The organism is Stenomitos rutilans (genome assembly GCF_059505485.1).
In genome coordinates, this window is sequence record NZ_JCACKR010000122.1 from 1 (window position 1) to 19,063 (window position 19,063).

Annotated in this window: 15 protein-coding genes; 8 read left to right on the forward strand and 7 right to left on the reverse strand. The window is 49.3% G+C overall.

The window, feature by feature from the left end; genetic code table 11:
* The first annotated feature begins 637 nt into the window (after positions 1-637).
* Entirely contained in the window at positions 638-1,012 is a 375-nt protein-coding gene (locus tag AC5JLP_RS26235; protein WP_496070787.1) for a hypothetical protein, read from the forward strand.
* A 375-nt stretch (positions 1,013-1,387) separates the two neighbouring features.
* Complete coding sequence (gene wecB / locus AC5JLP_RS26240; protein ID WP_496070788.1) at positions 1,388-2,503, forward strand: non-hydrolyzing UDP-N-acetylglucosamine 2-epimerase; 1,116 nt, start codon at positions 1,388-1,390, stop codon at positions 2,501-2,503.
* Position 2,504: 1 nt separating this feature from the next.
* On the opposite strand, the gene AC5JLP_RS26245 is transcribed toward wecB, so the two are convergent.
* From AC5JLP_RS26245 to AC5JLP_RS26255, 3 genes are all read right to left on the reverse strand, one after another.
* Positions 2,505-2,786: a DUF7219 family protein gene (locus AC5JLP_RS26245; RefSeq protein ID WP_496070789.1), complete on the reverse strand. Its 282-nt coding sequence runs from the start codon at positions 2,784-2,786 to the stop codon at positions 2,505-2,507.
* A 388-nt stretch (positions 2,787-3,174) separates the two neighbouring features.
* Complete coding sequence (locus AC5JLP_RS26250) at positions 3,175-4,668, reverse strand: glycosyltransferase family 4 protein (protein ID WP_496070790.1); 1,494 nt, start codon at positions 4,666-4,668, stop codon at positions 3,175-3,177.
* Between the two features lie 58 nt (positions 4,669-4,726).
* Positions 4,727-5,803, reverse strand: a complete 1,077-nt coding sequence (locus tag AC5JLP_RS26255; RefSeq protein WP_496070791.1) for a glycosyltransferase family 4 protein — start codon at positions 5,801-5,803, stop codon at positions 4,727-4,729.
* A 942-nt stretch (positions 5,804-6,745) separates the two neighbouring features.
* Here AC5JLP_RS26255 and AC5JLP_RS26260 point away from each other — a divergent pair.
* The 3 genes from AC5JLP_RS26260 (at position 6,746) to AC5JLP_RS26270 (ending at position 10,664) form a co-directional block, all read left to right on the forward strand.
* Positions 6,746-7,045 (forward strand): hypothetical protein, encoded by a 300-nt coding sequence (locus AC5JLP_RS26260; protein WP_496070792.1) that lies wholly within the window; start codon positions 6,746-6,748, stop codon positions 7,043-7,045.
* 919 nt (positions 7,046-7,964) lie between these two features.
* Positions 7,965-8,852 (forward strand): glycosyltransferase, encoded by an 888-nt coding sequence (locus AC5JLP_RS26265; protein ID WP_496070793.1) that lies wholly within the window; start codon positions 7,965-7,967, stop codon positions 8,850-8,852.
* Positions 8,853-9,713: 861 nt separating this feature from the next.
* Positions 9,714-10,664, forward strand: coding sequence for an NAD-dependent epimerase/dehydratase family protein (locus tag AC5JLP_RS26270; RefSeq protein ID WP_496070794.1), 951 nt, complete (start codon positions 9,714-9,716; stop codon positions 10,662-10,664).
* Between the two features lie 82 nt (positions 10,665-10,746).
* On the opposite strand, the gene AC5JLP_RS26275 is transcribed toward AC5JLP_RS26270, so the two are convergent.
* Positions 10,747-11,088, reverse strand: a complete 342-nt coding sequence (locus AC5JLP_RS26275) for an SMR family transporter (protein ID WP_496070795.1) — start codon at positions 11,086-11,088, stop codon at positions 10,747-10,749.
* A gap of 138 nt (positions 11,089-11,226) precedes the next feature.
* On the opposite strand from AC5JLP_RS26275, the gene egtC reads away from it, so the two are divergent.
* The 3 genes from egtC (at position 11,227) to AC5JLP_RS26290 (ending at position 14,582) form a co-directional block, all read left to right on the forward strand.
* Positions 11,227-12,015 (forward strand): ergothioneine biosynthesis protein EgtC, encoded by a 789-nt coding sequence (egtC, locus tag AC5JLP_RS26280; protein ID WP_496070796.1) that lies wholly within the window; start codon positions 11,227-11,229, stop codon positions 12,013-12,015.
* Complete coding sequence (gene egtB, locus AC5JLP_RS26285) at positions 11,984-13,390, forward strand: ergothioneine biosynthesis protein EgtB (RefSeq protein ID WP_496070797.1); 1,407 nt, start codon at positions 11,984-11,986, stop codon at positions 13,388-13,390. The genes egtC and egtB overlap by 32 nt, the downstream gene beginning before the upstream one ends.
* Positions 13,391-13,676: 286 nt before the next feature.
* Positions 13,677-14,582: a succinate--CoA ligase subunit alpha gene (locus tag AC5JLP_RS26290; RefSeq protein ID WP_496070798.1), complete on the forward strand. Its 906-nt coding sequence runs from the start codon at positions 13,677-13,679 to the stop codon at positions 14,580-14,582.
* Between the two features lie 203 nt (positions 14,583-14,785).
* Here the strand turns inward: AC5JLP_RS26290 and AC5JLP_RS26295 are convergent, their stop codons facing one another.
* The 3 genes from AC5JLP_RS26295 to AC5JLP_RS26305 all read right to left on the reverse strand — a co-directional run bounded on the left by AC5JLP_RS26295 (position 14,786) and on the right by AC5JLP_RS26305 (position 18,316).
* The gene (locus tag AC5JLP_RS26295) at positions 14,786-16,417 is read right to left on the reverse strand and encodes a hypothetical protein (RefSeq protein WP_496070799.1); all 1,632 of its coding nucleotides are present in this window, start codon (positions 16,415-16,417) and stop codon (positions 14,786-14,788) included.
* Positions 16,418-16,471: 54 nt separating this feature from the next.
* Positions 16,472-17,233 (reverse strand): ABC transporter permease, encoded by a 762-nt coding sequence (locus AC5JLP_RS26300; protein ID WP_496070800.1) that lies wholly within the window; start codon positions 17,231-17,233, stop codon positions 16,472-16,474.
* Between the two features lie 132 nt (positions 17,234-17,365).
* The gene (locus AC5JLP_RS26305; RefSeq protein ID WP_496070801.1) at positions 17,366-18,316 is read right to left on the reverse strand and encodes an ABC transporter ATP-binding protein; all 951 of its coding nucleotides are present in this window, start codon (positions 18,314-18,316) and stop codon (positions 17,366-17,368) included.
* Between the last annotated feature and the right edge of the window lie 747 nt (positions 18,317-19,063).

Consider the following 19,063-nt stretch of genomic DNA (forward strand, 5'->3'; position numbering starts at 1 on the left):
CTGTGTCAACAACTCAAACATCCATCGCTCAAAATGGCTTGTGCGTAAGTCCTATAACCGTGTCTTACAGCTACCCCGGTTCGTAACGTTGAGCTCTTCGTAGCATCTGCTTTTGCAACAGTAGACAGCGTAACAGTAGGCAATTTGCGGCATTGAGCTATGTACTGCGTTGAGCTTTTGTAACAATAAAGCGTGGTAATTAACACATTGGAAACACTGATTTGCTTGTTGTCATGCACCACTCAATCACAAGCAGACAAACCGATTTAGCACTGCCATGAGACCCATACTTTATGAGCACAATAGCGACGATCGGTAAGAAAAATTAAGCGTACTCCGAAAAGGCCAACGCCTTCTTTTAAGAAAAAACTTCATAAAGTTCTCTATGCTTTTGCCCCGCTTAACAATTATGTTCAGATGGGCTTTTGCACCAGGCTAAAAATTGAAACGCCTACCTGTCGAGCTTTGTAGCCTCCAGGCAATGATAAGTAATGATCGAAGACTGTAAATTTATTCTACAGGGACTCATCTAGCCTCGGCGTTCTCTTTATACTATGAGAACTTCCGATCCTGTGTGTGGGGATCGCTTAAAAGCATTTCGATTAAAACAACTAATTTTTAGCTTAGGAGCATGGATATGACGCTTTCTCAGAGCCAGAGCTTTAAAGATCTCTACTACATTTTGGCTATCAAAAGTTTCTTGATTTGGGTCTTTGCACTGACGGTTTGCCTCTTGATAATTGGCTTTCCACTGATCATTCTGATGGTGACGATCGGCTCTTTAGCAGCCGTTGTCTTGCAATCCGTCTTGCCAGTGAGCGCTGTTCTAGTCGTCGCCGCTACCATCCTTGGCTTTAACCTGCTTGGCGTTATGCTCGGCGCAGCGCTCTTAACCCTAAAGGGCGTGCACCCCCAAGAAGTAAGCTGGTTGCGTTGGTTGCATGGAGAAGCAGACCCCAGCAACACCTCCACTTATGCCGCTTGCCCCCTTACCTGCGACATCAAAGGATAAGCGAGCGTTACTAGCGCAAGACTCGCGGTTCTTATGCCGCTTACGTTTATCCAAACATGCGAGTGTATTAGCTTCGGAACCCGGTTAAGGCCGGGTTTTTTATTGGGATGATAGGTTTTTTGCACTCCAATATAAGCGACAACGAAGCCGTGCTTTGCTTCACATATATTTTTCTGCCAACCTGATCTTCAGCGCGATCCTCTTACCGTCTGCTTTCTACCCTCTGCCTTGTGCTTTTACCTTTTGCCTTTTACCCTCCCAGGTACCCAAAATTTAAGCCTGTGATGCAGTGCTCTACTCTGTAGAATGAGATGGCCTTACTAAATAAGATGACCTTTTCTAGGCGCTCTTGCTCACGTCACATATCAAAGCTCGATGCAGAAAACTCCCATCCCAGTAAGCATTATTTTGGGAACCCGCCCAGAGGCTATCAAACTCGCCCCTGTCATTCAAGCGTTTAAGGCATGCCCTCTTTTTGAGACGCAAGTCATTTTAACTGGGCAACATCGGGAAATGGTGGATCAAGTCATGGCGCTATTCCATTTGACGGCGGATCATGACCTTGCCATCATGCAGCCAGGACAAAGTTTGAGCGATATTACCTGCCTGAGTTTGCGAGGGTTAGAAACGCTTTTTCAGACGCTTCAACCCAAACTGATTTTGGTGCAGGGTGATACCACGACAGCCTTTGCGGCGGCACTGGCAGCGTTTTATCAAAAGATTCTTGTTGGGCATGTCGAAGCGGGGTTGCGTACAGATGATATCTACAATCCATTTCCTGAAGAGGCGAACCGCCGCCTGATCTCGCAAATCACCCAATTGCATTTTGCACCCACAGCGTTGGCTGTAGAACACCTGGAGCGATCGAGCGTGTTAGGCACCATTTACCATACTGGGAATACGGTGATTGATGCTCTTTTAACCACAGCAGCCCATCAGCCATCCTGCAACATTCCGCACTTAGAGTGGGAGAAATATCGCGTCTTGCTATCAACCGTGCATCGACGTGAGAACTGGGGTAAACCGTTGCAAGGCATTGCTCAGGGCTTTCTGAAGATTCTTGATCGCTTTTCAGATACCGCCCTGCTGTTACCGTTACACCGTAATCCTGTCGTGCGTGAGCCGTTACAAGCGCTACTGGGCGGCCATCCCAGAGTGTTTCTCACCGAGCCGTTGGACTACGCAGATCTGGTTGGTGCCATTCAGCGCTGTTACTTGCTGCTCACTGATTCGGGTGGGCTACAAGAAGAAGCACCGAGCTTGGGCAAACCCGTTTTAGTGTTACGGGAAACCACAGAACGACCAGAAGCGGTCACTGCTGGGACTGCAAAGCTTGTAGGGACGAATCCTGAACAGATTGCAGACGTTGCCGGAACGCTATTGAGCGATCGTGCGGCTTATGAAGTGATGGCAACAGCCGTCAATCCTTTTGGCGATGGGAAAGCTGCGGCCCGTATCCTACAAAGCGTAAAGGATTATTTCCAGCTTTAGCCTATTCGTCATCTGGTAATTGTGGTCTATCTCGCTCCACTTGTTCTAACAGTGCGTCTTTCGACTCTTTAAGCTGCTTCCAGAGCTTCTTAATCTCTTTGTAAGCATCACCTGGAGGCACTTTGCCACCTGTTTCCAGACCACAAATAAGGGAAACCCGTTGAGCAAATTCTTGCAAGTTGGCGTTAAAGGCTAAATGCTCAGGTGTGAACTCACCCCGGTAACGAGCCGTTGGGTAGAAGAACTGTTCCTTTTCTTTGCTGTTGTCTGTACTTTCTGACACAAGAATCACCCAATAAGGTAGAGGACAGCGATCGGCTAACCTAGTCCATAAACTCCACTCTGATAGTAATGCTCTCCCGATAGCTTGACCAGTTTTTGACAGATCTAATGCCAACAAAGTACATCGAGAAAGAGCGCTTGAACAAATGCGATGTATAGTGTCAAACTCAGAGTCCGTTTAGATAAACTCTAAAAGATTTTTTAGGATTTACGCAAACTCGGAGGTTTTAACCAAAAACACGCGTCGTAGCGCCTGTAATCGCTTAAACCTCCGGAGGTTCTGGTCAAAATACACAAATCCTGATTAAGAGTGGCGTCCTGGCCTGAAATGAGCTTGAGTAGGATGCATGGGGATTACATCCTACTCAAAATCACTTCATCTCTAAGCTTTACGAGACTTTTGTCAGTGCCGAAGGTGCAGCGATCTCAGCATGAATAGGATAGACTTCTTGCCGTTCCAGTTGCGTCCTCTCCGCGCGACTGTTGTCTAAGCCGCCCACATCTGGACTACCCAAGCAAAGCGTATTGGAAATGGATTGTGCAAGCGATCGTCGGTACAAATCGCTGAGGTGGGCAGCTACACCCGACCAGCTAAAGTTTCGCTGAACACGGATTGGCGCTTGTCGCCGCAGTTTTTTGGCCCAAAGTTCGTCTGTTAAGACGCGATCGATCGCTTGAGTGAATGCTTCAACATCCTGTGGTGGCACTAGCAAGCCTGTTTCATCAGGTACCACAGTAAACTTCAGCCCACCCACATCAGACGCAACCACTGGTGTACCGCAGGCCATCGCTTCGATCGCCACTAACCCAAATGGTTCGTAGTGGCTGGGTATGACGCAAACATCGGCGGCGGTGTAGTAAAGCGGTAGTGAGGCGTGCCCAATTTGTCCTGCAAAGGTGGTCTGGTCTGCCAAACCTGTTTCCCGCACCAATTGCTCAATGCGCGTGTATTCCACAATGTCGTCACTGTCTGGGTCACGACCACCGACAATCACAAGCCGCAGTGCTGCCGGGTTTAAGGCCGTGCCAGTAGCCCGGTTTTCATGCTCTGCGTTTGCCTTCAGTTGGGCACAGGCTTTTACCAGCGTTTCGATACCCTTACGCGGATCGAACCGTCCCACATAAAGCATGATCGACTCATTAGACCCAAACCCCAGTGCGGCTCTGGCCTCTGTTTTGGGCATGGTGTGGAAGTTGCTGACATCGGTACCACAAGGAATGACTTCAACATATCCCCGTTCTGAAACTAGAGTGCGCAGGGCCTCTTGCTCTTGAGGACTGGTTGCCACAATGCAGTCTGCTTGTTCTAACACTTGCTGCTCGATCGCCAGTCGCGTATCGGCGATCGCGGGTCGGGTTGGCACGGTTTGATATTTGATCGCGCCTAGCGAATGGTAAGTGTGGATCAGTTGAATATTACTTTGTTGCTTGAGCTGTAACCCAACCCAGGCAGACATCCAGTAATTGGTGTGAATCAAAGGGTAATGGGTGCCTTCCTTGCTCTGGAACGCTTGAAACGCAGCAACAAACTCTGGCATGTAAGCAAACAGTTCGTCGCGGGGAATAAACTGTTCGGGGCCTGCTACAAGCCGAATCGTGCGGCAGTGGGGTGCATGTTGCACGATCGCGGCATCATCTGGCTTGGTTTTGCGGGTAAACATATCTACCTGCCAGCCCAGCTTTGCCAAGGCTTCACCCACCTGCCGCACGTAAACGTTTTGTCCACCAGCCGCATCTTTACCAATCTCTGCGGCTGGATCGCCATGCTCCGAGATCAACGCGATCGCCTGTCGGGGCGGCACCATCTTGCGAGAAGACACATACGCCTGATTGGTCGGTATCACAGACGATGAAACGGATTTTGCGCTGTTGAAACTGATCATACTTTCACCTCACAACAAAAAGGTGGAAGCTAATGCCTCCACCCATATCACAAACGCGTTACTTACCGAGCGTCGCCAAACTGCGAACATGCCCATTTTTCGCAAAGCGGGCCTCAATGAGTTGCTGATAAACGGCCTCGTACCCATCAACCATCCGCTGTACGCTGAAATGGTTGACAACACGTTCACGGCAAACCCGACGGTCGATCGTCAAAACCTGGTCTAATGCGGCAATACATTCATCCACATTCTGACAAAGGAACCCTGTTTTGCCGTGCTTGATCACTTCTGTTGCGGAGCCAAGCTCCATCGCAATCACGGGTGTCCCAGAGGCCATCGACTCCACCATCACCAGCCCAAACGGTTCACGCCACGTAATTGGAAAGAGGGTTGCCACAGCATTACCCATCAGCACGTTCTTTTGCTGGTGGTTGGCCTCGCCAAGATATTCAATCTGAGTGCCGTCGATATGTGGCTTCAGCTGTGTTTCGTAATACTCCACATCGACCGGGTCAATCTTGCCTGCAATCTTTAAGTTCCAGCCTGTGCGCTGAGCGATTTCGATCGCGAGATGCGTGCCTTTTTCAGGTGACAGCCTTCCCAAAAATGCAAGATAAGGCGGGTCACTGGGCTTAGGGTAAAAGGTATAACTGTCGGTATCAATACCGTTATAGACCGTGGCAACGCAATTTAGCCCCAGTCTTGGCTCTCGCTGAGAATGAGAAATACTGACAAAGGGCTGTTCCTTCGCATGTTTGAACATCCGCTCGTTATCAGGTGTAAAGATGCCGTGTAACGTATGAACCGTAGGCGTTTTCACTAGTCTTGCATATGCCAGAGCTGCACAGCCCATGTGGGAGTGAATCACGTCAAATTCATTAGCGCGATCATAAACCTGGCTGAGTTGCAGCATTTCGTAGATGCCGTACTCTTTCACGCTATTGTCAAGTCGCAAAGCGCGAGGATGAATCGCTTCCAGTTCCGCAAGGGTCATTGAGTCGCCAGAGGCAAACAGGGTTACCTCATGACCACGTCGCACCAGCTCGTCCGTTAAAAGAGAAGCAACCAGTTCGGTACCACCGTACTTTGGAGGTGGCACCCGCTCCCATAGAGGAGCAATTTGAGCGATCCGCATATCTTAATACCTCCTGGAAAAAGGAACCTCAGGACTCTTCGTTGGCTTGCCGTACCGCAAACGATTTGGGTCAACTAGCTTCGAGCTGAGTGCAGGAATTCGAATTAAAAAGCAACGAATAGCAATGCTTAGCCAAGAATGTAATAGAAACTTTACATTTTGTCTAGACGGACTTCCCTCTGGACGCGGTAGAAATTACCGAACCTGTTCTATCGTCAAGTGCTGCTTCGTCATGTATTCGCTGACACAACTTTATCTTTATCAAAAATTATATCCATCCCCCTTCGGGAAGGCATGTTGAGGGAGTGATCTGATCATTCTCACTCGAATGAGACAGCATACATGTAGAGTGCAGCGCTTTGCATAACGAGGAGATGACACCCTTGAAGTCTGTTTGAAATGTATGCTACTTTAGCCCCTCCAGCATTCAGTAGTCAGCTTTTCAGGTTTTATGTGTAGAGGACGAAGACTGCTTTAGAACACGTTCGCCAAGCAACCTTAGATGGCTATATCTGGGGTCTGAATCTAACGTTCAATCGCTGGCACTTCAGCTAAGTGGCATCTGGATTTTTACGAGACAGTCCACGGCTGGGCTGCTCTTGTGAATTGAAATGATGGTTAGGTTAAGTTACATATGCTTTGCTAAAGGTGAATGATACTGTTTGGGTAGCCTTAATAGTGAGTAGGGTGAGAGCAGGGTGATTTTTGTTTGCGTAGAAAGATCGGCCTTTTCGCTTTGCCGCTAAGATAGGTTTGCAAAGCGGCTAGTATTTCTCTGTTAACGACAGGCTAATTTAGTTTCAGGTAGTGCCGTAAGGTGAAGCCGACACAATGAGGCGATCGGTAAGCACCCGTAAAGCGAACATCAATGGCGCAAATAGGCGCAGATATCCAGTCTCGTTTGCATTGTTTCGACAACAGAGTAACTAAGGTTAATTGCGGATGACCAAGCTTTCAGAAAAATTGCTCGAAAAGGTGTGCTGGCAGTCTTTAAAGTTAGACTTCAGCCCCAAGCGTGGAGAATGCTATGCAACTCACGAAGGCTCATTGAAAGTGAATGCGTTTGAAATCAAGTGCTACAAGTCTTCTGATGGTGTTGCGGCGCTTGATATTGAAGATATTGAACGGTTTTTGCGAGGGTGCCCTAACTGCAATGCTCCTAGCGAGTGTCGTCACTGCAACCAAATCTGTGATGCATCAGATCAATTCCGTACAGCGATCAAGTTAGAACCAGAGCCTTAACTATCGTCCGAGTCTTTAACTAGTTTATCCAGTCACTCTCATTAGTCTGTCAAGATCGAAACGATCGGTAGAGAGCGGATGTGTCGAGGAGTCTTTTCGTACAGCCACTCATCCACCTGTCTAAACTTCAACTCAAAGTTGACTATCTCCTAATATGCCTAATAAGTACGTTTAACAGAGTTCATACGAACTCACGGTAGTTAATGTGCCTGAAAGGGTTTCAGGTTGTAGTTCCGATCGTTGCAATCTTATCTATCCAACTCAGCAATGGTTGTTTAGGCTTTGGCTACTTCATACTGCGATCGTAGGGCGTGTTGAGCATCATCGTTACGCACCCTTAAGCTTGGTTTTGATGCGTGACGCTGTCGCTTTTCTTGAATGCCGAAGGCTATACGGCACCTCACAATTCATGTCAGACTTTTGATTGCCAGGTTAATAAAATCTGGTTAGAGCGCGCTTTGGACACCAGAACCACTTGCAAGGAGCAACGTGGGTCACTAGAGAGTGATATTTCAGGAAAGACCTACAAAACGAAATTTTCAGCACAGTTTCATACTCTTAGTAATTAACACTTACTTCTATGCATCCTCTAGAGAGTATTTCTTAGAAATGTCGTTGTACTGCTTATGCTGGTTTCACCGAACACAGCCCAATGTCATAAATTACGCCAAATTATTACTGCTTTAAAGCATACACAGTGGTTCTGACACAGTGGTTCTGATATTGATGCCGTGTTCAATAGGCTTCACTGTGTAAGGGTCTCGGACACTATACGATACCTCATCCGACGAAAAAATGCTGTACCTTTAGCTATGCGGTACGGCGACCTTATTTGTGAAGCTTTTATGAATTACTCATTTCTCTACGGAATGTATTTATTTTCTCAGAATTGATAAATGGCGAGAATAAAGGTTACGTCATGGATACCCTAAAAACAATTCGACTATCGATTATTGTTGCTTGCTTTAATGACGGGCAGTTTATCAAAGAAGCGCTAGCAAGCGCTGAAGCCTGTCCTGATCCTATCTATGAGATTCTTATTGTCAATGATGGTTCTACAGATCCATCGACTTGCCAGATACTGAACGAACTAAAAAATAATGGTTATAGAGTGATTGATCAACCAAATCAGGGGGTTGCTATTGCTAGAAACAACGGAATCAAGCTAGCACGTGGAGAATATATTCTGCCTTTAGATTCTGATAACTTACTTCGACCTGCCTATATCTCTAAAGGAGTTGAAATCTTAGATAGATTTCCCGATGTTGCTGTTGTCTATGGTGATGTTGAGCGTTTTGGTGAAGGAATTGACGCTTCACAAAAACTTCTAAATTTTAATTTGGACTACAGTAGCATTAGCTTTGACAATGGGTTTAGAGGTGTGCAGAGAGTTCCCGATTTCAATCTAGCCTGGCTAGTAAGACACAATTATATCGATGCATGTGCGGTTTTTCGCAAGTCGGCGTGGGAAGAATGTGGGGGATATGACGCAAATACACCTTTTGGATGCTATTCAGATTGGGATCTGTGGCTGAGTATCGCTAAGAAGGGATATCGTTTTTATCATGTTCCGGAAATTCTATTTGATTATAGGATTCGAGCGATCTCATTAAGTACAGCGGCTAGAAGCGAAGAAAAGTCCAAGGTTGTTCGTCGCTATTTTGCATCTAAACATATGGCTCTACTTCCAAAAGAGTATCGCTACTATTTCAAGCCTTATCAATACTTGCTTGAACGATTAACAAAGTTTCAGTCTTTTTTGGTTACTTTGATTGAATTTTTTATTGGCAAAAAGAATATCGCATAAAACAGGCATACCTATCTAGACATCTCAATTTTCTCAGCTCGACTTTATCCAAACGCTGTCAGGGCGTGGCATGTGGACAACCATTTTTCCGAGGACTGAGGGAATGGTTTACCGAATGTCACGCTAAACAGTGCCCATTTGGACTGCTGTGCCTCATGTGCCTCTAAAAGTGGGAAATTGACCCGTAGCGATTAAAAGAATTGTCTCGAAGCTTTGGCTGGCGAAGCCGTATGTCGCGTTGCTTATGGCAGTGAGGGACGCCTAATGCTTGCCTGCCAAACTTTTCATGTTTGAGAATAGTCCTCATTCGATCAGGAGCCGCTAGAGCTGATTGACTGACAAGAGTTTTGCAAGGCTGATGGCTCCGTTGCTCACCCACCCGTGATTGAAATCTGGACTAACGGTGCAAAACCCGTTGCAGGCTTCCCTTCCCAAAGGGTAACGGGTTGAAAGACGCTTGAAGCCCTCTACCTTTGGGAATGCAACGCCTACAGAGGACTTTCTTCTCTTAGCCCGCCCCTTGAGTGCAGAGCGGGGCAGATGATCGCTAAAAGTTTTGTCAGTCAACCAAACCGCTAAAACCAATCAAATTGTATCCAGCTTCTAAGCCTGACACTTGGCTTCCATTTATGCGAGGCAAAGCTGTAAACGCCTGCTTTAGAGAATGCACTCATGGCTTACAGCTATTTTTGTTGGCATTCACTACGCTCGATACCCTACATCCCATACTCGTAAGCGCAAAGCTGGAACTTGCCCAGCGAAAACGCTGTAAAGAAATCTTTCCTTGATCTTTTACTAAAAGTACCTTCTACTAGAAGACCAGCGCCCAACAATTGATCACTCGTAATTGATCGAGACAGCATGACTAGCAGCATTATTACAGGTGTAGCAGGATTCATTGGTTCTAACTTAGCAGAGGCGTTGCTGAGTCGGGGCGATCGCGTGATTGGGATCGACCACTTCAACGACTACTATGACCCGCTGCTAAAGCGCAAAAACCTGTCGCATCTGATCAAGCATCCCTCGTTTGACTTGGTGGAAGCAGACATTCAGCAGGTAGACTGGTCTACGCTCTTGGCGGGTGTTGATGTGGTGTATCATCAGGCCGCACAAGCGGGAGTTCGTGCCAGTTGGGGGAGCGGATTTCGTACCTATACCGAACACAACCTGAATGCCACTCAGGTGCTTTTAGACGCTGCCAAAGAGGCAACGCAGCTAAAGCGCTTTGTGTTCGCGTCTTCGTCCTCTATATATGGTGATGCCGAAACGTTACCAACTCATGAATTAATTTGCCCTCAGCCCGTCTCGCCCTATGGCATCACCAAACTGGCAGGAGAGCGGCTCTGTTTGCTTTACTACCGCAATTTTGGTGTGCCAACGACGGTGTTACGTTACTTTACAGTCTATGGCCCTCGTCAGCGTCCAGATATGGCATTCCACAAGTTTTTCAAGGCCGTTTTAGAAGGTGGCTCGATCGTGGTCTACGGTGACGGTCAGCAAACACGAGACTTTACCTTTGTGAGTGATGCCGTTGCCGCTAACCTCGCAGCCGCAGAGACTTCAGCGGCGATCGGAGAGGTGTTTAATATTGGCGGAGGCAGCCGGGTCTCACTAATGGAAATTTTGGCGACGATCGAACAGATTGTGGGTGAACCCCTCCGCCGTGACATGCTGCCATCGGCGATCGGCGACGCGCGTCATACAGCAGCGGATGTCTCAAAAGCACAAAAGCTTCTAGATTATCAGCCACAGGTCACGCTGCCAGAAGGGCTAACAAAGGAATGGCTGTGGGTTAAATCTCTGTATGCGTGAGTGAGGGGATAGGAGAGAGGGGGGATGAGGAGAAGGTAAAAGGTCAGAGGTAGCGGTGGCGGTTGGATGCGATGGCCTTTTGTCAGGATGAGGCCTTGGCTAGGGCGATCGCTGAAAGTCCGCTTAGCATTAAGCCCAGCCCAATCCAATGCAAGGTCAGAATTTTTTCCCTTAGCAAAATAGCGCCGCACAGGGTCGTTGCTACCAGGGTGAGACCAATGACCATTGGGTAGGCGATCGACAAATTGATTTTGCCCAGTACTAAGACGTAAAAAATGGTGCTCAAGCCGTAGGCTGCGATGCCTGCTATCAAGTAAATGTTAAGCGGGTTTTGGCCCGAACCAAGTTTGAGCAAGGTCTGGCCCAGGGTGTTGAGTCCAACCGATGTCAGAATCAGCAAGGCAAAAAAAAGTTGAGCGATCATTAACCACCTAAAATTGCGCACAAAATGTCATGCCTCAGAATAGAGCAAAACCAATCGTGCTGGTATGGCTTTCCTACGACGCGGGTGCGTCCTCACCGTTACAATCCTTACAAGTCCTATTCAAAGAGCGCTGTCTAAATGTGTCGTTTAATGGGGTATCTTGGCTCGCCAGTGCAAATCGATCGCCTGCTGACGAAGCCTGAGCATTCGCTGATTGTGCAAAGTTACCAGCCCCGCGAGATGACGGCTGGGTTACTCAATGCCGATGGATTTGGGCTGGGCTGGTACCACCCGCAGCAGGACGTTGAGCCGTTTACCTACAAAAATACGCTACCGATTTGGAGCGATGTCAATCTACCCAGCCTCAGCCGCTATGTGGAATCGAGATGTGTTTTAGCGAATGTCCGCAGTGCTACGCCTGGTCAGGCGATCGACCTTAGCAATTGCCAGCCTTTTCAGCATGGTCTCATCTTAGGCGTTCATAATGGCTACATTGAAAATTTCCGGCAAACGCTTTATCGACCACTGCGCGATCGACTGAACGACGTTGCTTATCAATCGATTGGAGGCAGTACAGATTCTGAACACATTTTTGCCCTGATCGTTGATGCGCTAGAAGCTAATCCTGCGATCGCCCTGGTCGATGCGATGCATCAAACGCTCACGACGTTATTTCATCTGGGGCAACAGTACCAGACCAGGTTTTCTGCCAATCTCATCATTAGTGATGGGCGGCAGCTAGTTGCCTCACGGTGTGCAAATCGTTCTAGCGCCCCATCACTTTACTGGTTACGCGACGATCCACTCTTTCCGCAAGCGGTGCTGGTCGCTTCTGAACCGCTGTTTTCAGGCAACTGGATCGCCTGCCCCGAATATAGCCTCCTTACGGTGACCCATGACCTCGACATCCAAAGCCACCCAATCTAACCGTCTGTTTAACGTCGATCGTGCCCCTGAGCGATCGCCCGATCCCGATGGACTGCAAGCATGTCGTCGTCAGATACGGCAGGGTATGGAACGATGTCGTCAGGCGACGCTCGCGCTGTTTCAGTCCATCAACCACGAGGCGTTTTGTCTTCAGGTGCATCCAGACTTTAGCCCAATCGGCTGGCACCTGGGTCATATTGCCTATACAGAAGCCCTCTGGCTTTTGGAGCATGCTGCTGGTTTAGTACCGCAGTTCCCAGAGTATCGACGGTTGTTTGCAGCCGACACCTTACCCAAAGCAGAGCGTGTCTATTTACCTGACTTTGCTGAAGTGCAAACGTATCTACAAACGGTTCGTACCGCTGTCTTCAACTATCTAGAAACAGCCCCGCTGGAGCAGCAAGAACGGCTCTGGCGCTGGTTACTGCAACACGAAAGTCAGCATGGAGAGACGATCGCGCTGGTAATGGAGTTGATGAAGGAGCGGTCAGGAGTCAGGAGTCAGGAGTCAGGAGTCAGGAGTCACCTTTTAGCCTACTTCCCTGCCTCCTCTGCTTCCCCTGCCCCCACTGCTTCCTCCGCTCTCCACTCTCCACTCCCCACCCCCATGCTCTGCATCCCCGCAGGTTCCTTTGAGTGTGGCAATGACTCGATCGAGGCGTTAGACAATGAACGACCTGTGCACCGGGTATATGTGGAGACGTTTTGGATCGATCGCACGCCCGTTACTTGCGAACAGTATCAGACCTTTATGACGGCGGATGGCTATCGAACTTCGCGCTGGTGGTCAGCAGAGGGGTGGGAGTGGCTCCAGATGGCCCAAGTGACGCAACCGCTCTATTGGTCAAACTCTAGGGATCGTGCCATGCATCCCGTTTGTGGAGTGAATTGGTACGAAGCTGATGCCTATGCTCGGTTTGTGGGCAAGCGGTTGCCGACCGAAGCCGAATGGGAAAAAGCCGCAAGCTGGAACTCGATCGCGCGCCAACGCCAAACCTACCCCTGGGGCGAGGCACCCAATGAGGACGACTGTAACTGTAATCATGCTGTGAGACAGACGACACCTGTAGATGCTTATCCTAGCGGGAGCAGTCCTTTTGGTTGCTATGACATGCTGGGGAATGTGTGGGAATGGACGGCTTCCTGGTTTGATCGCTACGCTGGCTTTGAAGCGTATCCCTATCGCGGCTATTCTGAAGCGTATTTTGATGGGCACCATCGCGTGCTGAAAGGTGGTAGCTGGGCAACGCAACCATCGTCTCTGCGCTGCGCGTTTCGCAACTGGTATCATCCCCATGTCCGCGAAATTCTTGCTGGCTTTCGGTGTGTCTCAGATGCTGATCAGGACGGAGTTTCCGTATCAGATGCCTGTTGATCAAGTAGTGACCATCGGGGTTGGCTCAGCAAAGTCTGGTTCTCGAAAAGTTTGCTAGCTGCGTCTATAAGGTGGATGATTAGGGCATTCTTTGAGGAGGCATTTGGTGCCGTATGGCGTGCTTACAGGTCGATCGCCAGACCATGCCTGGATAATCTCCTACCTTCAAGTACCCTGTACCAGAATGTCTTGTTCTGTTACTTGAGTAGCAGCGAAGTTCGCTTTTCTTGTGCATTCTAGATAGTATTGGGTTTCTGCGGTGCGATCGTCTCCATCATCAGCGGCTATGAATTTCACACCTAATAGCAAAGTCCTTATCCAGGGCATTACGGAACCACTGGGTGCAACGTATGCGCCGCTTATGCTGGCCTATGGCACTCAAGTTGTTGCAGGTGTTAGCCCCGGTTATGGTGGCACAATTCAACAGGGCATTCCGGTGTTTGACATGGTTGAGCAAGCGCTGTCGGTTGTTGGCTTGATTGATGCAACCGTAATTTTTGTGCAACCTTATGCAGCCTTGGATGCAGCCTTGGAAGCGATCGCGGCGGGTATTCGTCAGATCGTTCTAATCACCGAGGGCATTCCCCCGTTGGACATGGTGAGCTTACTACGCAAGGCCGAAGCAACTGAAACCCTGGTGGTTGGGCCGAATAGTCCTGGCATTATTGTGCCTGGTCAATTATTACTGGGGTTACATCCGGGTGAATTTTACACCCCTGGCCCCGTTGGCTTAATTAGTCGCAGCGGTACGCTTACCTACGAAATTGCGTTAGAGCTAACGCAAGCAGGGTTAGGGCAATCGATCGGCGTTTGCATTGGCGGCGATGCGATTGTCGGTTCCTCGTTCCCTCAATGGTTACAAATTCTAGACGAAGATGACAGCACAGAAGCGATTGTACTGGTAGGCGAAATTGGGGGCGATAGCGAAGAAGCTGCTGCGCACTACATTGCCGAGGCGATCGATAAACCCGTCATTGCCTACGTTGCGGGGCGCACTGCACCCAAAGGCCGACGGATGGGGCATGCAGGAGCCATTATCAATTCTCAAATTGCTGAACTCGGCACCGAAGTTGGCACTGCAGATAGCAAAATTAATGCGTTCCGACGAGCCAAAATTCCCGTTGCCGATCGCCCCTGGCAGATTCCTGAACTGGTGAAAAAAGTGCTAAAGCTGCCGACGCGGAAAAGCTAGGAGAAGGCTAAACGCTAAAGAAGACAAGTCTAAAGGCTGAGGTCTAAAGGCTAAATTTTTAGGACTTACGCAAAAGCGGTCATCTTTCGCCCCCTAGCCCCCAATGCTGGAGGAACCGAGCCAATTAAAGCCCCAAAAGTTGGGGTTTTGGGGGGCAAATGCGTAAGTCCTAATTTTTAGACTTCAGCCTTGAGCCTTCAGCTTTAGCTCCGACTTGCTGCCAGTAATGCCTTCATTTCCGATTCTCCGGCTCGTTGCAGTTGGTGGGTCAGGCGTAATGACAACGTGGTGAGAATAGCCAGGTGCCCCAAAAAAGCGGTGAAGACCATTGTGGTTGACACACCAGTCTCTAGCACAGCAAACGCACCGACCGAAAACAGCCATGCTAACGGTGCTTTCTCTGGATAGAGTTGCAACACACTCAGCACAAGAGGCGGCAGGACAATGACCGCCGCGATCGCACTCGCTGCCCAAACGGCCCGCTTCTGAGACTTCATCAACATGAGGAGTTGGGCAATGACGGCACAAATGAGCGCGGACATTGCACCCAGTAGCACCGTTGCGAACCCTTTAAACTGGTCTTCCCGACTCTCCCAACTCAGCACCCAAGGGACGACCACCACAAACGCAATCAGCAAATTGAGCACGATCGCCACCAGTGCTGGGCTTTTCTCACCCCAAAGCAAATCTTTAAAGATCGATCGGCTCCAGAATTTTTTAGCACTTGCCACTCGCTCACGTCGATAACGCGCCCAATCCAGTAGCGTTTGGCGTGATGGGCTGATCGCTGCAATCAGCACCAGAAACCACAGCAGATTGAAAAAGCCCAGTAAGATTAAGTCGTAAAAGGGGCGACTGTACTCAGACGAATCGCGTAAGGCAAAGCCGAGCAGCCACACCTCAAAGCATAGCGTCATGTAATAGCTCTGGCGCTTGCTCAACAGCGTCACAGCAGGGTTACGAAAGCGTCGATTGGTTGCCTGCCAAAGCCAGTATGTGCCAGCGCCCAGCATTAGCAATGCTACGACTAGCCCGAAATCGTAATAGTGACCGCTATCCAGGTAGAACCATTGCAGATGCCAATGCTCGGTCTCCGGCAGCACTTGGTAAAAAGACCAGTAGGCCACTGCCACCGCAACAGCACCCATCCAACCTTGAAAGCCCATCAAGGCATAAAGCAACGCTGCACAACAAGCACAGGCGCAGGCAGCCCCGGTGAGAAGATAAACGCTCAGAAGATTTGCAAGGGAAACACTGGCGCTCTTGGCAGCCATAAGATGTAGCGGTAACACCAGCGCTACTGCAAGATACGGAATTGCTGGTACACCCAAGAGCTTGCCCAACAAAATGGTCTGGCTTGTTTGTGGGGTCAGCCGGATAAAGTTCAGCGTTCCCCGTCGCTCCTCCTTGCTTAGATCGCCCATTAGCAAATAGACCCCTGCAACCAACAGCACCCCCGGCAAAGCCCAACTCAGAACCTGAAATATGTCCCACCACCAGGTTTGCCAGTTGATCTGTGGATTGCCCAGCGCATCATACAGGCATGTAAGTGAACGTCCGCTGCTACTTCCTGTGCAATACGGATTGTATTGTTTGGGATACTCTTCCAGCGACTTAGTAGTAGGTAACATGCTCCAAAAAGACAGCAGCACCAAAAGCTGCGTTGTCAATGATCCGAGCAGGGTGAGGATAACGTAACGTTGCTTCAGGCGACCTTTCAGTTCACGAAAGACTTGAGGATTGCGTGAACTGAATCTGTCAAACCACCGATCGAACCAGTTGAGTGTCATGACAATAAAGGCTCCAGGTAAAAAGCAGTGACGAGCGGGAAACATGAGACGGCTTTCTAAGCAGTGCCGCGATCGGCTGGCATTAAAGAAGATGCTCTTTCATACGTGAGGACGGCGAAAGCGCTTCACGCACTCCCACCAAGCAGTTAATGCAATCAGAGCAAACGCGACCAACCAAAAACTGACAACCAGCAGAAATTTGGCACTAGGCTCAAACGTCACAGTGGAAAACACATGGCGAGCCTTTACCAGTTGGTCTTGAAAGTAACCATACGTCTTGAGCAGATACAGCACCGAGTAGATAACGCAAGGAACAGGTAAGACATACCAAACCTGAGCTTTAGCACCCCGACTTAGCACATGAAGCACTGCAAAAGCATAGACAACACCGCAGGAAGCGGTAGCCAGTAGATAGGTTCCCCCGATCGTCAGTAGCGATAACCGCGCATTGCCTGCTGCCCAAAGATGAAGCGGAACGGTAGCCGCGATCGCGATGTACAACAAGGCTGGCACACCTAGTAACTTACCCAGCAAAATGCTGTGACTGGGTTCTGGACTCAAGCGCACAAACTCCAGGGTGCCTCGCCGCTCCTCTTGCACCAGATCCATGACGAGCAAGTAGCCTCCTACAAAGAGCAGGAACAGCAGTGCCACCGAAGTGGTCATGTCGAAAACATCAAACCACCAGCTTGGACGGAAAGCGAAACTAAAACTCCGCCAGTTGCGCCCCAGAATGAGCAACTGCACCACCAGCGAGACTGCCACTGCCACCAAGACACTACTCCACTTCACACGCCCTTTAACCTCTCGCCAAAGCTGAGGATTGCGATCGCCTACTTGAAACAGCCAGTTAGACAGCATGAGGTGAGGGATAAAAGTTTTGAGTTTTGAGTTGATTGAGCGGTCAGCTATCAGCGGTCAGCTTTTTAGCCTTTAGCCCTTAGCCTTCTGACTCCTGACTTCTGGCTTCCGCACACTAACAACCAACAACCATTACGACGTTTGCTGATGCCCCATTTTGAGAAAGATGCTTTCCAGGTTTTCTTGTGTGCGATGGAATTGAGTGATAGGAAAGCCAGCAGCAATGAGCGATCGCAGCAAAGCCGCTGCTTCCTCTACGCCACCCGAAAAGTGCACGCAAAGACTCTGAGTATCTGACAAGGCTTCTATGCCATCGACTTGTGGACAGTGATTTAATTCAGCTCGCAGCGCTTCTAAATCGCCGATCGTCGTCACCAGAATTTGTTGACGGCTGAGGCGTTGGTACAGATTTTTCAGCAGGGCACTTTCCACTAGATAACCCAATTCCATAATGCCAACTGAGGTGCAAAGCTCCTCCAGATCGCTCAATACGTGGGATGAAATCAGAATCGTCATGCCAGCTTCTTGCAGCACCTTGATGATGTCGCGGAACTGCACACGAGCGATCGGATCTAGCCCCGATACAGGTTCATCTAGCAGCAGCAGCAGCGGTTCATGAATAATCGTCCGAGCAAGGCTCAGCCGTTGCTTCATCCCCCTTGAAAGGGTGGCAATCAGACTATGACGTTTGTGGGTAAGCTGCACTAGTTCCAGTACATCCTTCAAACGTCGGCTACGATGCGGCTCTTGCAATTGATAGAGCCGCGCAAAATAGTCCAGATAATCCCAAACGGTGAGGTCGTCATACAGCGGAAAATCGTCGGGGAGGTAGCCAAGCTGCCGCTTGAGGTGAGGGTTGTCGCGATCGCGCAAAAGCTGTTCACCGTTGATATAAATCTCGCCAACGGTCGGCTCCTCAGCCATCGCCAACATACGAATCAGCGTGGTCTTACCTGCGCCATTAGGGCCAATCAAGCCATACACTTCCCCTGCATGCACTTGCAAATCAACATCATTCACAGCAATCTGGCGCTCGAACTGCTTCGTTAGCCCGTGGGTGGAAATTGCAAGTGATTGCGGCATAGGGAGTGTGGGGAAAGGGCGACAGAGGGGGTGGAGGGCAGGGGAAGCGGCGGGAGCGGGGAGGCAAGAAGGCTTTTGATTTCTGAGTAGCGATCAGTCACGAGTGACCGATTTGTTAATCACTAGGGGCTGTCATCAATGATTCATGACATGGCTTTGTAGCAAGGGTTACAGCCCCTAGCCTGGTTTGTGAGGACGAGCGCGGTAAGGCTGATACTTCAAGGTTCCTGAAATTAATTGGTGACGCGCCCTAGTGAATCGAGATGAGTTGGACTGAAAGTGTAGATTACTTTTGCCTTTTGCCTTCTGCTTTCTTTCTTGCCTCAGAAGTTACCCGTTAGCCTAGCTTCTCTCTACAAATTTTGGTGGTTGCATTACGGAAATTGAAACAAAAGCCCGATCGCTATTTGATGCAGACGCGTTGACTAGCGCTGCTTCTGCTCCAAGTCTGACCTTTTACCTGAACTTGTTTCAAAGTTAGTGGATGCAATTTGCTAGCTTGGCTCGGTTTACTTTGCCCCATCAAAAGGGCAACCTAGTAGTCTGTCAAGGGTGAAATGAGGGGATGAGAGGTCGATGGGTCGCTGCGTCAGTGAGAACGATCGCCCACTCACTCATCTACTCATCGACCTCTCAACTCAAAGCTGACATTCTATTAGCTTATGACGCGCCGTCAATCAAGCCTGAGTACTGGTTAAATGGTTAAAAAGCATTGCACGTTTAAAGTAGTCAGCGATGAGTGCAAAT